Source organism: Spiroplasma endosymbiont of Ammophila pubescens, assembly GCF_964020965.1.
Lineage (GTDB): Bacteria > Bacillota_I > Bacilli_A > Mycoplasmatales > Mycoplasmataceae > Spiroplasma.
The window spans coordinates 795,792-810,038 of the sequence record NZ_OZ026611.1 but is presented as its reverse complement, the minus strand read 5'-3'; the positions used below and the strand labels follow the sequence as shown (position 1 = coordinate 810,038).

The 14,247-nt window shown below is 26.2% G+C and carries 18 protein-coding genes and 1 riboswitch; all 18 genes read right to left on the bottom strand.

What is annotated here, in order from left to right; genetic code table 4:
• Positions 1 to 6: 6 nt before the first annotated feature.
• The 18 genes from ABNT63_RS05085 to ABNT63_RS05000 all read right to left on the bottom strand — a co-directional run bounded on the left by ABNT63_RS05085 (position 7) and on the right by ABNT63_RS05000 (position 14,166).
• Positions 7 to 1,602 carry a hypothetical protein gene (locus ABNT63_RS05085; protein WP_348736978.1) on the bottom strand — a complete coding sequence of 532 codons (1,596 nt, stop codon included), beginning with the start codon at positions 1,600 to 1,602 and terminating at the stop codon, positions 7 to 9.
• A 36-nt stretch (positions 1,603 to 1,638) separates the two neighbouring features.
• Positions 1,639 to 2,865, bottom strand: a complete 1,227-nt coding sequence (locus ABNT63_RS05080; protein ID WP_348736976.1) for a hypothetical protein — start codon at positions 2,863 to 2,865, stop codon at positions 1,639 to 1,641.
• 17 nt (positions 2,866 to 2,882) lie between these two features.
• Positions 2,883 to 3,341 carry a hypothetical protein gene (locus tag ABNT63_RS05075; protein WP_348736974.1) on the bottom strand — a complete coding sequence of 153 codons (459 nt, stop codon included), beginning with the start codon at positions 3,339 to 3,341 and terminating at the stop codon, positions 2,883 to 2,885.
• 12 nt (positions 3,342 to 3,353) lie between these two features.
• Positions 3,354 to 3,752, bottom strand: a complete 399-nt coding sequence (locus tag ABNT63_RS05070; protein WP_348736881.1) for a hypothetical protein — start codon at positions 3,750 to 3,752, stop codon at positions 3,354 to 3,356.
• Entirely contained in the window at positions 3,733 to 4,224 is a 492-nt protein-coding gene (locus ABNT63_RS05065; protein WP_348736972.1) for a hypothetical protein, read from the bottom strand. The genes ABNT63_RS05070 and ABNT63_RS05065 overlap by 20 nt, the downstream gene beginning before the upstream one ends.
• Positions 4,179 to 4,463: a hypothetical protein gene (locus tag ABNT63_RS05060; RefSeq protein ID WP_348736885.1), complete on the bottom strand. Its 285-nt coding sequence runs from the start codon at positions 4,461 to 4,463 to the stop codon at positions 4,179 to 4,181. The genes ABNT63_RS05065 and ABNT63_RS05060 overlap by 46 nt, the downstream gene beginning before the upstream one ends.
• A gap of 841 nt (positions 4,464 to 5,304) precedes the next feature.
• Positions 5,305 to 6,216: a rolling circle replication-associated protein gene (locus ABNT63_RS05055; RefSeq protein ID WP_348736970.1), complete on the bottom strand. Its 912-nt coding sequence runs from the start codon at positions 6,214 to 6,216 to the stop codon at positions 5,305 to 5,307.
• Positions 6,217 to 6,631: 415 nt separating this feature from the next.
• Positions 6,632 to 6,949 (bottom strand): hypothetical protein, encoded by a 318-nt coding sequence (locus tag ABNT63_RS05050; protein WP_348736968.1) that lies wholly within the window; start codon positions 6,947 to 6,949, stop codon positions 6,632 to 6,634.
• Positions 6,950 to 7,220: 271 nt separating this feature from the next.
• Positions 7,221 to 7,808 (bottom strand): nucleoside 2-deoxyribosyltransferase, encoded by a 588-nt coding sequence (locus ABNT63_RS05045; RefSeq protein WP_338988805.1) that lies wholly within the window; start codon positions 7,806 to 7,808, stop codon positions 7,221 to 7,223.
• Positions 7,809 to 7,823: 15 nt separating this feature from the next.
• Positions 7,824 to 8,378 (bottom strand): bifunctional 4-hydroxy-2-oxoglutarate aldolase/2-dehydro-3-deoxy-phosphogluconate aldolase, encoded by a 555-nt coding sequence (locus tag ABNT63_RS05040; protein WP_348736966.1) that lies wholly within the window; start codon positions 8,376 to 8,378, stop codon positions 7,824 to 7,826.
• A gap of 181 nt (positions 8,379 to 8,559) precedes the next feature.
• A complete protein-coding gene (locus ABNT63_RS05035; RefSeq protein ID WP_348736964.1) occupies positions 8,560 to 9,030 on the bottom strand; it encodes a transketolase-like TK C-terminal-containing protein in 471 nt (156 codons plus the stop codon).
• A 314-nt stretch (positions 9,031 to 9,344) separates the two neighbouring features.
• The gene (locus tag ABNT63_RS05030) at positions 9,345 to 9,944 is read right to left on the bottom strand and encodes a hypothetical protein (RefSeq protein WP_348736963.1); all 600 of its coding nucleotides are present in this window, start codon (positions 9,942 to 9,944) and stop codon (positions 9,345 to 9,347) included.
• A 110-nt stretch (positions 9,945 to 10,054) separates the two neighbouring features.
• Positions 10,055 to 10,678: a deoxynucleoside kinase gene (locus ABNT63_RS05025; RefSeq protein WP_348736961.1), complete on the bottom strand. Its 624-nt coding sequence runs from the start codon at positions 10,676 to 10,678 to the stop codon at positions 10,055 to 10,057.
• A gap of 19 nt (positions 10,679 to 10,697) precedes the next feature.
• The gene (deoD, locus tag ABNT63_RS05020) at positions 10,698 to 11,408 is read right to left on the bottom strand and encodes a purine-nucleoside phosphorylase (protein WP_348736959.1); all 711 of its coding nucleotides are present in this window, start codon (positions 11,406 to 11,408) and stop codon (positions 10,698 to 10,700) included.
• A 260-nt stretch (positions 11,409 to 11,668) separates the two neighbouring features.
• A riboswitch (cobalamin riboswitch) is annotated at positions 11,669 to 11,788 on the bottom strand.
• Between the two features lie 107 nt (positions 11,789 to 11,895).
• Positions 11,896 to 12,378 (bottom strand): hypothetical protein, encoded by a 483-nt coding sequence (locus tag ABNT63_RS05015; RefSeq protein ID WP_348736957.1) that lies wholly within the window; start codon positions 12,376 to 12,378, stop codon positions 11,896 to 11,898.
• 75 nt (positions 12,379 to 12,453) lie between these two features.
• A complete protein-coding gene (locus tag ABNT63_RS05010) occupies positions 12,454 to 12,945 on the bottom strand; it encodes a hypothetical protein (RefSeq protein ID WP_348736955.1) in 492 nt (163 codons plus the stop codon).
• Between the two features lie 27 nt (positions 12,946 to 12,972).
• On the bottom strand, positions 12,973 to 13,572 hold the full coding sequence (locus ABNT63_RS05005; RefSeq protein WP_348736953.1) for a hypothetical protein: 600 nt from the start codon (positions 13,570 to 13,572) through the stop codon (positions 12,973 to 12,975).
• A 264-nt stretch (positions 13,573 to 13,836) separates the two neighbouring features.
• Positions 13,837 to 14,166 carry a hypothetical protein gene (locus ABNT63_RS05000; RefSeq protein ID WP_348736952.1) on the bottom strand — a complete coding sequence of 110 codons (330 nt, stop codon included), beginning with the start codon at positions 14,164 to 14,166 and terminating at the stop codon, positions 13,837 to 13,839.
• Between the last annotated feature and the right edge of the window lie 81 nt (positions 14,167 to 14,247).

Below are 14,247 nucleotides of genomic sequence, written 5' to 3'. Positions count from 1 at the left end.
ATCTCCTTATCATTTACTTTTTTTAGAATATATTTTATTTAAAATAAACTTTTTACTATTTAATAGTGTTTTTGTTTTAATTGTTTTGTTTAAATCTTGTTTTGTTCTAAGTTGTTTGTATGCTTGAAATACTAGTCCATTACCCAATAAACTAGTAACCGCACTATCTTCTAGCATATTTAACAATTTATCTTTATTAAAGTTATTTTTAAATTTTTCTTGCATTTTTAATATCTTAGCAATTGTCCGATATATTTTAAAACTATATTTTACTACTTGCTGATAAGCAAGCGGGGCAAAAGAAACTAAATTAAACAAACTTGTTTTTTTAAATCCCCAACCAATAAACCACTCACTGTTCATATAAAATTTAAACGGTTCAGGAGCCAAAACAAACTGTTCTGCTTTGATTAAAGTTGTCATAACGACAATAGGGGCATATTTAGGATTTTTATAATATATTGTTAAAACAACTTCGCCCGCAACTGATAATGGAACAATTTTTACTGCTAAAAAAACATCAGAACCATAAGCAAAGGGTAATAATTGGCCTTTTTTAATAGCTTTAGTTTCAAATTTAGACAATATTTTTTTAGTTTTATCAGTAATTTTATTAATTACTTTTTGTTTAATTGTAATTATTTGTTTTTCAATTGGGGCTAATAATTTTTTAGTTACTTTTTGAATATAAAAATTTGGGTTTAAATGATTTAAAATTTTATTTAATTTAATTGGTGTTTGATGCAAAATATTTAATAATTTATTATTATATATTTTACTGCCCCGCATTAAATTAGCATTTAATAGTAGATTTTTACCAACACCTTTTTTATGAAGATTAGTCATAATGTTATATCACTCATTAGTATTAATTTTGCTTATTTTATCAATATTTAATCCATATTCAGACAATCATTTATTAGCATTTTTTTCATTTACGCGTGGTATTTTTTGAACTAATTTAGGACTTATTTTTTGAATATTTTTCTCAATTTTTAATAAATTATTAATTGTTTCTAAATTAGAAACTTTAAAACCTTTATAAAAATCATTTCGGGCTAATTTACCAATTGTATATAATAAAGTTTCATTATTGGCCTGCTTTGTAAAATCAAATATTAATTTATCAGATAAAATTTTTTTACCTGTAACTTGCCTTACAACATCTTCTAAATTATTAGCAGTTATTACACCTAATTTTTCAAGTAGTTTAGTTTCTTTTGCTAATTTTAAAATTCTAGTTGTGCGAGCAGCACGCGTTAATTTTCCAATACCACCAATTGCTGGTAACAAATTTAAGGCAGTACTTTTTGCTGTTACTTCTGATGTTAATTTATCGTATATTTGATTTACAGCAAAATCGGTTGCTGTTTCTACTCCAAACGAGATAAATGCTGCGGCAAAATTAGATAATCCCACACCAAGACCAACAGCAGATGCTACACCACCAGTTAAAACTGATAAACCAAGGGCTAAAACTTGAATTCCTAAAAATTCTAATAACTGTAAACCAAAACTTTTTTCTTGTTGTTGGATTGACAATCTAGTTGGATTTTTTTTAACAGCATAAATAAGGGCTGTTTTAGATGTTCCAATTGGCATATCTATCAAACTAAAAAGTACTATTTTTTAGTACTATTAAGAATTTTTAATTTTAACATCAATCGAATTTGTTTGACCAGTAGCGTTGTTTTTACCTTCAATTTGAACTGCAACTGTTTTATCATTTGTAATATTAATTGGTCAATCTTCACCTTTACTTTCAATAAAGTAATCAAAATCACTTTCAGTTAAAGAACTATTTACGGCTTTTACCGCTTTTAAAACAACATCTTTAAATTGTGGTTTTAACTGTTCGGCTGTTGCTGTTGCTGGGTCTGTAACATGAATATTTGGTTTATCTAGTTTATTAATTTTACTAATATCAATTTTTGCAACAATATGTTTAATAATTCCTTTGGGTTCAAATACTGCTCCGCCTAAATATAAAACTCTTTCCATAATCAAAGTATTACCCATTCCAGTACCTAACGCAGCAGCACCAACTCTTAACGGAGTATGGTCTTTTTTGCGTAAAATAAGGGGGTCATATTTTTTGCTAAATTTAAAGGCAATTGCATTAACTCCATTTGGTAATAATTCAATTGTTCCTTCTGAACCATCTTTATTAATAATTGGTAATTTTTTTGGAACCATATAATATGTTGTTCCTTCAACAGTTTTCATTGCTCCACTTGTTGCAATTACGCTATTTATTTGGTCGTTTGCTCCAAGTTGTAATTGTAATTTATTGCGAATTTCACGAATAAAATCAGCCGAACCCAATACAACTGTTTCTGATGGGGTAAAGCCATTTTCATATATTTTATCCATAATTTCATCGTGAATTTGTAAAGCATTAGTATCATCTGCTTTTTGCCCTTGAATAGTTGTAACTGTTCCTTTATTAATAATTTCTAAAATTTTATTGCGTTTATAAGCAACCTCAGTATCCATTGCTTGTTCAATATTAGCAGCCCAAAGATTAGGGTTAAAATCACTTTCTACGGGGTCTAATTTACGAGCAAAAGTTAAAATTGTATCTAATTCAACAATTCCATCTTCAAATTCCACTGTTGAATATTTTAGTAGGTTATCATCAGTATTAAATACTTGACCGTTTGCTCCCAAACCTTCATTATATTTAATATTTTTCTTTCTTTTATATGTTAAACCAAACTTATTGGCTTCTTTTCACGCAAATAATGCTTCTCAACTAAATTTTTGTTGATAAGTTTGTAAATATCATTGTTCAAATGTTTCTCGGTCTCTTTGTGTTGCTTGATTAGCAATATCTCCGAAAATTCTTTGTGGGTTTTGTGCCATAATTTACTTCCTTCTTTCTATTTATTAAATACATTGTCTGTATCTAAAATATTGTTTTCTTTGTTTTCTACCTTTGGTACGCCACCAGTATTAACTGTTTGTACCTTAATTAATTCATCATAAACACTTTGCAATTGTGCTTTAATGATTTCAATATCATCGTTAATATCATAAGACTTTAATAAAACATTTTTAAATTCTTCATTATCAGTTAAAGAATTAATAAAGTCAATTACTTCAATTTGTTTTAATTGAATTGTTTGTTGTTCAATTTGTGAATTTAATTCAGTATTTTTTGTTTGTAGTTCGTTGATTTGCTGATTATTATTTTCTAAATTACTTGCATTAAATTCTTCAACTTCAGCAGTATTTTCTAAAATAATTTCAGCAGTTTTAATATCTAAACTACCATCTTCATTTTTAATAGGTTCATTATTTTCATCAATAAGAACATATTTTACATTTTTTAATGCCATTGTTTTTTCCTCCTATTTTTTAATATTTGTATTTGTTCTTTTTCTAATCGCTTTTTGTATAATTTCAAAACTATCTACTCTAAAAGATAAAAAATAGCGTTTAGTTTTTATATTTAACTGATTAAATACTGAGCCTTTAATTTTTATCTCATCATCTTTTTTTAATTTTAAAAACTCAGTTAAAATAGATGGGTTATATATTGATAATGTTGAATAATTTAATCCGTCTCATTGACATTTAGCCGAACAAGCATCAACTTCAACGCCACCAGCAACAAGAGCCTTAATTTTTGTTTTAATCGGATTTTCATGTAATCTAACAGTTAATTCTAACTTATTAATTTTTTTATTTTTTATTTTAGGTTTATTAGTTATTGCTTTTTTAGGTAAATTACTTTTTGATTGTGCCATTTTTATCAACTCCTTTTGCTAAAAAATACTGTAAATGTTTTCAAGCATCGTGTTCGTGCTCTGACATTTTAATATTTCCTTTATAAATATAATTTTTCTTAATGACTGGTGATTGTAAAATATATTTTAAATTAAATAGATATTTGCATAAAACTTTTAAACCACCAATAAATTTAGTAGTAGATAATGGATTTTTTATTTTTAAACCCTTATGAAGTTGATAATCTTCAATTATTACAATAATTTTATTTAAATAAGAACAAATTTTATTTTTAAACTCATTTAATATTAAATACATATTATTTATTGCTTCTTCTTCATTTTTAGAATTAAAAGTAATATTATTAATTATTTTCTTTTGAAAAACATTATAAATAATAATACCAGTTTGTCCAATTCCAGCAGGGTCAATTGCAATAATATATTTTAATTTATTTGTTTTGTTTTTTTGTCAATTTGTAATATTTTTCATCCATCTGATGCTAAATCTAAAATATCATTAATTTTATAATATTGCATATAAGAAGCAATAACATCTCACTTGTCTTTAAATAAATTTAAGTACATTTTGGCTCATTCTAAACATTGCAAATCATAATGATTTTTATGATGTGAAATACGACAATTAACAGGCTGACAATTAGCTCATTCAAAAGATGTTGTTATTTCATTTCAAGTTTTATTAATATACAAACTTTTATATTCTGTCATTTATCTATACTCCTTAATTCTTTTTATTTGTTGCTCAAATTTCATCATTAATATCATTTACCGTTACTGGATAAGCTCGTATCATTAATTCTTGTAATTTATTTTTAATTTTTTTATTTCATTTTTTCATCAAATATTTTCCTTTCTGTAAAAAAACATAATATTCCTTTATTGGTTAATATTTTGATATTTAGTAAATAATTTATTTTAGTATTTAATTACTTCGCCGCCCGCTTCACTTTGAAGGTGAGCGGGGGCGGATAGGATATTTTGATAGAGTTTACCCCCATACGGAAATAAACAAAAAACAGTTTACCCAGTTATTAATTACGCTTCATCCATCCCTAGACAACTTTATATAAAGAAAATAACCTTTTGGAGTTCCAACCCTCTTGTTTTTTTAGTGTCCGATATTGTTTTTTTCGGTTTAACAGCACTCTTTTTATGAAAACAAGCAAAAAACACATGCTCTGACATTTCGCAAGTGATTAATCTTGCCGAGAATTAAAGAAATAAATAGGAGTAGTAAATCCAATCGCTTTCACACTTTCTTTAAGGCTTCGTGCCATAGATGAGTTATCCATCTTTAAGCATCAAAATATTAAGTTTTAGTATTGCATTATTCATCAGATAGTACCTTTATTAAAAATGATATTATTAGTTGTTAAACCGAAAAAATATAATAAATCACAGAAAGGAAATTATAAAAATTAACTAGTTTGTAGGGCAAAATAGGTTAATTTTTAATTTTAAAGATACTATCTGATGAATAATGCAAATAAAAAAATCGCTCTAATAAGCGATTACTTTAATTTGTATTTAATTACTTTATTTATATTTTTTATAAAACCTCAACTTTTTTCTTACTACCATTTTTATGGTGAATAAATATTTCTCATAAATCATCAAAAGACATATTTATTAAACCAGTTTTAGTCGCTACATTATCGCAATTTCTACTAAATTGATATAACTTAATATTCAAATCAAATAAATTATTAAGTTTATTACCTGAGGCAACATTTTTAGATTTATAATCAATATCAAACTCTTTGGCAACTTCTATTTTTTCTAATTCATTTTTAGTTAATGACTTAACCATATATTTAGAAAGATATTTTATAAGTTGTTCATTAGTTCTTTTTTGAACTTTGATATTTTTATTAATTCCATAAAGTCAATATTTTCGTATTATTTTATTAGGAATATAACAATCTAAAATTATATGAAAATGGACTGCTCCGCGATTTTGATATTCATATGCATATAAATATTTGAAATCTTTACATTTTTTATATTTTTTACGATATCTAGTTATATTTTGAAATAATTTCATTAAATCATATTTGCATTTTTTAATATCTGTTTCATTAACTGCATAAGTTAAAGTTAAAAATGTTAACTTATCTGCATTTTGAAAATTATGTATTGCTTTACGAATACAGTTTCCTTGGGTACGAATACGATTATTTAATAGTTTAGTTTCATTTTCACCAGTATTTTTAATACCAGTTTTATTGCGAATATTATTTTCAATTCTATCTAATGGAAAAAATGTATTTTTTACATAATTACCGTAATATGTTTTTTTAACATAAAAGTATTTGTTTTGACCATATATTTTATTTATTAATTCTTTTCTTTCTGCTTTATTTAAACCAGTATGTAAATATCATATGTCATCATCATCTAATTCATTATATGGATACTGATTAAAAGGATATGGATAAATATTAAAATATTTATTATTCATTTTTATAACTCCTTTCTAGTAATTAATATTATTTTTAAAACCTTTTTAAAATGTCGGAAAACAATGCTCTAAAACCTTTATTTTATGGGGTTGTTATTTTTTAAACCCCGATGTTTATTGACTTTTTTTGATGTTGAGTTATGATAGTTAATATAGTTAATTTAAACAATATATTTTATATTATCTTGTAAAAAGAAAAATAAAAAGTAATTTAACTTATTTTTCAAATTATTTGCAAAAAATAATACTAATTAACAATTTATTTGCTTAAATTATAAATTAAAAAGTTATTATTGAAATAATAACTTTGTTACTAATTTAATTGTTAATTAAAGTTTAACTAATTAGTAGATAATATTTGTGGTTTTTTATTTTCATATTTACCAATTAAAATTAAAAGACCACTAATCAAACCTTAAAAAATTAAAGCAATAACGCCCGCTGCAAGATTTGATTCTGCTTTTCCTTTTAAAACATTATTGCACATAATAATTGGTATTATTTCGATTCCAGCAATTATTAAATAAAAAATCCCAGTAACCATATAAAAACCATAACTCATAGTGCCTGTTACTAATAACATTAAACCACCAATTGAAAAACCTATCAATGCTAACGATGATATAACAATTGCTATAATACATCCTGCTCAACATAAATTATCTGGCTTTTTATTTTGAATAACATTGGTTTGAACATTTTCTTGTTCATTTTGTACATAATTTGTATCCATTTGAATCTGACACCCTTCTTTGTAAATAAATATTTTATTAATATAAATTAGTTTTTTCATTATAAAAGTTGTAATCAAACATTAAAGTTTTAAAATTTGACACGGTTAGATTATAAAAAAAATGCAAGTAATTAAATAATAAAATGGTTATTATTCTTTAACTATTTATTTTTTATATCCAATAATTTTTTTATAATTATTTTCTATTAATTTCACAGCATAATAAAAAGAGTTATAAATCATATAACTCTTCATTAATTTATTAATTAATTTAAATAAAACAATTAAAACCATGATATAAAGTATCTTCTCTTTCTTTAAAAATATCTTTAATATCATATTTTTTTCGATACTCTTCAATTCTTCCCGTTTCAATAGTTTTAATTGCTTCACAAGCTAATTTATGCGAATTACATAATGTCATTTGAGGAACATCACCATTATTTAATGGTTCATAATATAATGCTCCTGTAATCATTTCGTTTAAACCAAAACCAGGATATTCTCCTTTTAAAATTCCTTGATGTAAACGAAAGTCAGAAATAATTGGGAATAAATATTTATTTTTATTATGAATTGCTTGTTCAACTACTAAACCAAATTCCATATGAGTTCCTGAATCTCAACCATCTAATTCTAAAATTACATAATCTGCTTCAGTTAAACCAACATAATCTAATTCAAAAATTGCTTTATTTGTAGGACGTTCTTTTTGATTTGTTTCAAAATCAACTGGATTTCCAATAATAAAGTCTGGAAACATTTCACGCAACATATCTCCTTCACGTTTTCTTGTGTTTCATTGGGCCTCAGTAAACATACTACCCGCATTGTAAATTACTTTTTTATTATCTCTCATATTATTTTTTCTCCTTTATTGATTAATTATTGTTTTAAATGTTTTAAATTTTTCCATATCAAGACCTGTACTATTAATATCACCAGTGATAAAAGCACCGACAGCAACTAAATCATATCCTAAGTTTTTTGCTTCTTCGTAATTTGTTAAATTAATTCCTCCTGAAGCCATATAAACTTTTGTTGGAAAAAATGTTTTAATTGTTTGAATAAAATTTAATTTAACTTCTTGTAGTGTCATTACCCCTGGAATATACAGTAAATTATTTTGATGACAATATTCACTAACTGCTTGGTTAAAAACTGGACCTACTAAAAACTGAGCTCCGGCTATTGCTGCTTGCATTGCTTGTTCTAATGTTAAAACTGTTCCTGCTCCAACTAAAATTGTTGGATACTTGTTACGAACAAAACTAATTAATTCTGCAACATTAGGAATTGTGAAAATTAATTCTAAACATTTAACTTGTAAATTAATTAACTGTTTACAAATTTGTTGAGCAACAACATAATTATGATTTCGAATAACATAAAAAGTTTTATACTCTAATAGTTTTTCTAATGTAATCATTATTCTCCTAAATATGCTTTAATTCTATTAATAATAGAAATTTGATCTAATTGCTTATATTTAATAACAGCATCCGCACTTCCTGATAAACCATAATCATCAACACCTAACATTAAGCCCGTTTTACCAACAAATTTATATCAAACATAATCATTTGAAAATTCAATTGCAATTACTTTTGTTATATTATTTGGTACAATTTTTCCCGATACGCTTTTGACTGTTGTTCAAATAATTCAACACAGGGCATTGATACAACACGAATATTTTTCTTAATTGTCTTAGCTGCAACAATTGCTGGTGCTACTTCAGTTCCTGTTGCAATAATAATTGCCTCCAATGGTTTTGTCTCATCTTCAGCAACAACAATATATCCCCCTTTTAACGTTTGTTCTCAACATGTTTCTGCTAATTGATATGGAGTATCTTGTCGCGATAAGATTAAAGCTGATGGAGCACTTTTTGCTTCTACGCTTGCTTTCAAACACCCAATTGCTTCTTTAATATCCGCTGGACGAAACACATTTAAATTCGAACAATTTCGTAGCATTGCTAATTGTTCAACTGGCTGATGTGATTTTCCATCAAAACCAACACCGATTGAATCATGTGAAAAAGCAAAAATTACGGGTAAGTTTTGAATATAAGCCATTCGACAAACCTTGGTGTAATTCAACACCAATGCTAATTGTTCCGGCAGCAAATTCACGCACTCCAAAATGAACATTATTATTTTGTGGTGTTGATGTTGTTCATGAACCATTATAACCAATAATTTTGGTTGCAGTACCCAAATCACCACTACCTCCAAACATATTATTTAAACACTTTTGTTGATAATATTTAAACACATCACCCATAATAATTCGTGTTCCTGCTTTTTTATCTTTATCAGTTGTTAATAACGCTTCAAAATCTTTTAAATCAACCGATGGAATTACAAATAATTCTTCTAATGTTGGTTTATTAGATTTTTGCGCTTGTTCAATTGCTTTTTGAATTGCTGGTAGATCCTCATCTGCGTTTTCAATTCGAATATAATTTCAATTTTGTACTTCAAAAAAAACGTTGATAATCAATTTTTAAAACAGCATCACATTTTGTATCTAATTGGCAATCATTTGAATCATATAACATAATTAATTTATTTAATTTTCATACCCCAGCTAATTGGATTGCTTCAATTGCTCCGCCTTCTTGCAAATCACCATCACTACATAAAGCATAAGTATAATGGTCAATGATTTTATAATCTGGTTTATTAAATTTAGCTGCTAAATGTTGTTCAGCTAATGCCATTCCAAATCCATAGCCAACTCCTTGTCCTAGGGGACCAGAAGAATTATCCACTCCAGGAGTAACACCATATTCTGGATGAGCTGGCGTTTTTGAATTAATATAACGATAATTTTTTAAATCATCAATTGTTAAATTATAACCAGCTAAATGTAAAATCGCATATTGTAAAGTTGAAGCATGTCCTGGAGATAATACAAAACGATCACGATTAATTCAATCAGGTACTGCCGGATTAGCAATTAAATTATTTAAATAAATTGCTTGCATCAGTTCCTAAAATTCTTAAATTACTTAAACTTTTTGTTTCTATATTATTATTTGTGCTTTTCATTTTAATTTCCTCCTTATTAAATTAAAATATTAATAATAATTATTTTTTAAATTAAACAAGGAACTTTATTATCAAGAGGTAATAAATGTTGCATAATAATGCTTATTTTTTCTGAAAAATCATCACTGTCAGCATCAATAACAATAAATTTATAATCATTTTTTAATTCATGATATAAAATTTCATATTGTTCATTTAACTTTTCCCAGTAATAATATGGGGTTTCTAATTCTAATTGACGCCCACGTTGTTTAATTCGTTCAACCGCTTTTTCAGTTGAAACTTTTAAATAAATAATGACATCAAAGCCTAACTTTTTCTTCAAAATTGGAACAATAACATTTTGAAAAAAACGATTATAAACTTTAAAATCAATTTCATTCATAATTTTTAATAAGTTGGAAACTCGCACAAAAACAGGGTCTTCTAAAATTGTGCGGTCAAAAACAGTATCCTCTAAATTATCAATGTTGAAAAATTGCTCAATTCTTGTTGTTAACATATAAATTTGCATTTTAAAGGCAAATCCTACCATATCTTGGTAAAAATCTTTAAAATATGGATTTTCTTCTAATGGTTCTTTAAATAAATTATAGTTTAATTGTTTACATAATTCTTCACTAACTTTTGTTTTTCCTGCTCCAACGGTTCCAAAGACTGCAATTTTCATTTTATTGCTCCTTTCGTTTTTAACCCATTAATTGAACAGCAGTATCTAATGCTAATTCAACCATTGTCATAAAATTATTTTGGCGTTCCAATGCTGTAGTAACTTCTTTAGTTACAAGATGGTCAGAAACTGTTAATAATGTTGCTGCATGTTTTTGCGTAACAATTGCATTAGTAAACAAAGCATATGATTCCATTTCAACAACATCTAACTTATGAGTATGAGTAAAGTCTAATGAATCATCATAACGATAAAAAACATCTGCTACATGAGCAATTCCAGTGTGAGTTTTAATTCCTTTTGCTTGTGCTACAGTTTCAATTTCATTAAATAATTTTTCACTTGCAGCAATTAAATTACTATCAATATTAGCTGCAATTTTTGCATAATTACTTTCGCCAAATACTTCACGAACATTAAAGATATCATAAACTTTAATATTTGGATTATAACTTCCAGCTGAACCAATTCTAATAATATAATCAACATCATAAAACTTAAATAATTCGTATGAATAAATTCCAATACTTGGACAACCCATTCCACTTCCAGCAATTGTTACCTCAATGTTTTTATATTTGCCAGTATACATTAACATATTTCGAACTTCATTTACTAATTTTAAATTTGTTAAATATTTTTCAGCAACGGTTTTTGCCCGTAATGGGTCTCCCGGCATTAAAACAACTTTTGCAATTTCTTCTTTTTTGGCATTAATATGTGGTGTCATTTTTTTATTCCTCTCTTTTCCGCTTAATTTAATTACCAATAAATACCTATCAATGCTATTTTTATTTAAAAAGTAAGGATATTTAAACAACACGAAAAAGAATATTGTTGCATATCCACAATTAACAACTAAAAAACGCTTTTTGACGTCTTTCAAATTATTATTTAATAGTTTTCACTAATAAATAATTAATCATCTAACCCCAGAGATAATAACTATAAGTGCAGTATTGATATTTTACCAATGTTTTTTTAGATCGGTCTACTGGCTTAGTTTCACTTTACTCACTATTCCTTCTCAAGAAATATTTTCTCAATGGAATGATGTTAGCTTTCATCCACTTTACAGTTGCTGGGACAGCTTTTTAAAGTTGTTAAAATAATAATATAAAGTTTACTTTTAAAATGCAAGTTAAAATTAACAAATTGTGGAAACCCCACACATTTAAGAATTTAGCTCATACCGTTAGTAAAATTATAGCACAATTTTAATTTTTAAATAACTTAAATCTAAAATAGCTCAGACAACATTCAGCTGCATTGATCATATCCAATTTATTTACACTAGGTTTTTCATCACGAATATTAGTTTTTTCATTATTAATACAATTAAATAATTCTTGATATAAATAACCATTCTTTTTTACTAATATTTCTTTATCATTAAACGTTTTATAAACATCTAAATTATTACTAAAATAAATTTTTCCTTCGGCTAATAATCTTTTTCATTTATAGTGTCGATCTTGTACACTTCATCCTTTTACACCAGTAACTAAAATAGTAGAAAATCTTGTAATATCTAAATCTATATTTTTCCAATCATTATTTTCGAGTAGTTTTTTTCTAACAAAATGGCCAACTGTACGAACGTCATGTCCAATACAATAACTAAAGTCTTCTTTTAAGTTATGATAAATTTGTGATCAACTATTAATTTTATTAACCATACTATCAACTTTTTCAGTCATATCCTTAAATTCTGTGCTTGATATTGATTGTTCTTTAAGAATATAAATTCCTTCAATAAATTCTTCCTTGTCAAATTAAAATCCTATTAAAATTTGAGTAGCATCGTCTTGCCCTTTGATACTATCAGCATAATCAGCACCAATCTTAATTTTAGTAAATCAATATTTATTCATATCTTTTCAAAAAAAATCTTTTGGATTAAAAAATTTTGCGCCAGTAATTAAATCTTTTTTATAGCTATAACGTTCAGCATTAAATTGTCTTTCTCCTCCACGAAATAATGAATCATATACTTCTGGTTTATTTTCATTTAATCAATTTCCTAAATAAAATACTCTTTGACTAAGATTTTTATTATTTACTTTAGTAGTGCCTCTGACAACTGTTACACCAATATTATTCATAAAAATTGGATCATTAAAATATGATATATCATTGTTATCTAATTCTTTTTGGACTTCATCTGTTAATGGAAAAATCGATTGAACAAATGTCTCATAAATAATATGATCAACATTATGATTATTGAAACCAAAAATAATAACCTGTTCTTTTCGCAATTCCATTGTTACATCCTCGTCTGAATAACATAATTATGGAACTACTTCTCTTGTAGTTGTAATATTTTTCCCACGTGAAATTTGAATTATCATATTGAATAATCGATACATATATTCGTTTTCATCTAAAATTGTTGCATCCAATGGAATGACTTTGTATAAACCAAAAAAGGCATATTCCCCTACTGATGCGTCTTGCCCTTCTCAAGTACTTCCATTATCAAAACCAACAACTTTAATTATTCTTCCATTTGGTCATTTGTATTCGAATAAATTATCACTAGCTCTTTTCTTTATTATTTTTTCATCAATAACTTCTTTAATCGTAACACCATATTCAACTAGATCATTAATCACTCTTGTCATTTTTTTATCGTAGTTATCTTTTGCGGATATGTAAGTATACCGTGCTAGTAGACAATTTCAATCTAAAAAATTGCATGTATAAAATAAAGCTAATAAACAAATAAGATAATATTTTCCAAACCCTTTTGCCCCAGTTAAAATTTTAAATATTGCTGGTTTTGATATTGGCTCACAAAATTTGGCAATAAAAATCTTAGCTAATACATCAATATTAAAATTACAGTTTTGTTCATCTCAATTTAAGTTAATTATTTCTTTTGTTTCCATGTCAATATAGATGCACTATTTTTCTTAATTTGTCAATAAATTTACGCGCGAGCGCACTATGTTTTCAAAAAAATTTTTCTTGCGGCGAATTCTAAAAGTATGGAGACCTCTACAATTATTCTTATTTGCAAATATTCATTCCATTCATATTTACAAATATACATAATTCTCCACTATTTTTAAATTGGAGTCAAGGAAAATCTTTTTTTTTTTTTTTAGAAAACATGTGCGCGATCGCTCGTGGGTTTTGGCAAATAAAAACCCTTATAATATAAGGGATATTAATGACCTAGATTGATCAGTGCTATCAAATAAATCAATTGTAAATTTAACTGTCTCATTATATTCATCAACCATTCTAAACTCTCATGTACCATAACCAGATATTGAACTTATTAATAGTTCTGTCACATACGATGCAGTTTGTAGTTTAAATTCGCCTTTATTAGTAATGCTGTCATTATATGCATCAAATTCAATATTGCCACTACCATAAGAACCATATAATTGTTTTATCTCTTCATTAAGATTAGTAACTCGATATGCTAAATATTTTGAGTAACTATCATTAGCTAGTTGCTGATCTAAGGGCATTGTAGAGGGAATTGAACTAGTTTCTAATGAATTATTAATTTCCGGAAATGAAAAGTTATTATAATCTAATTGATAAATATA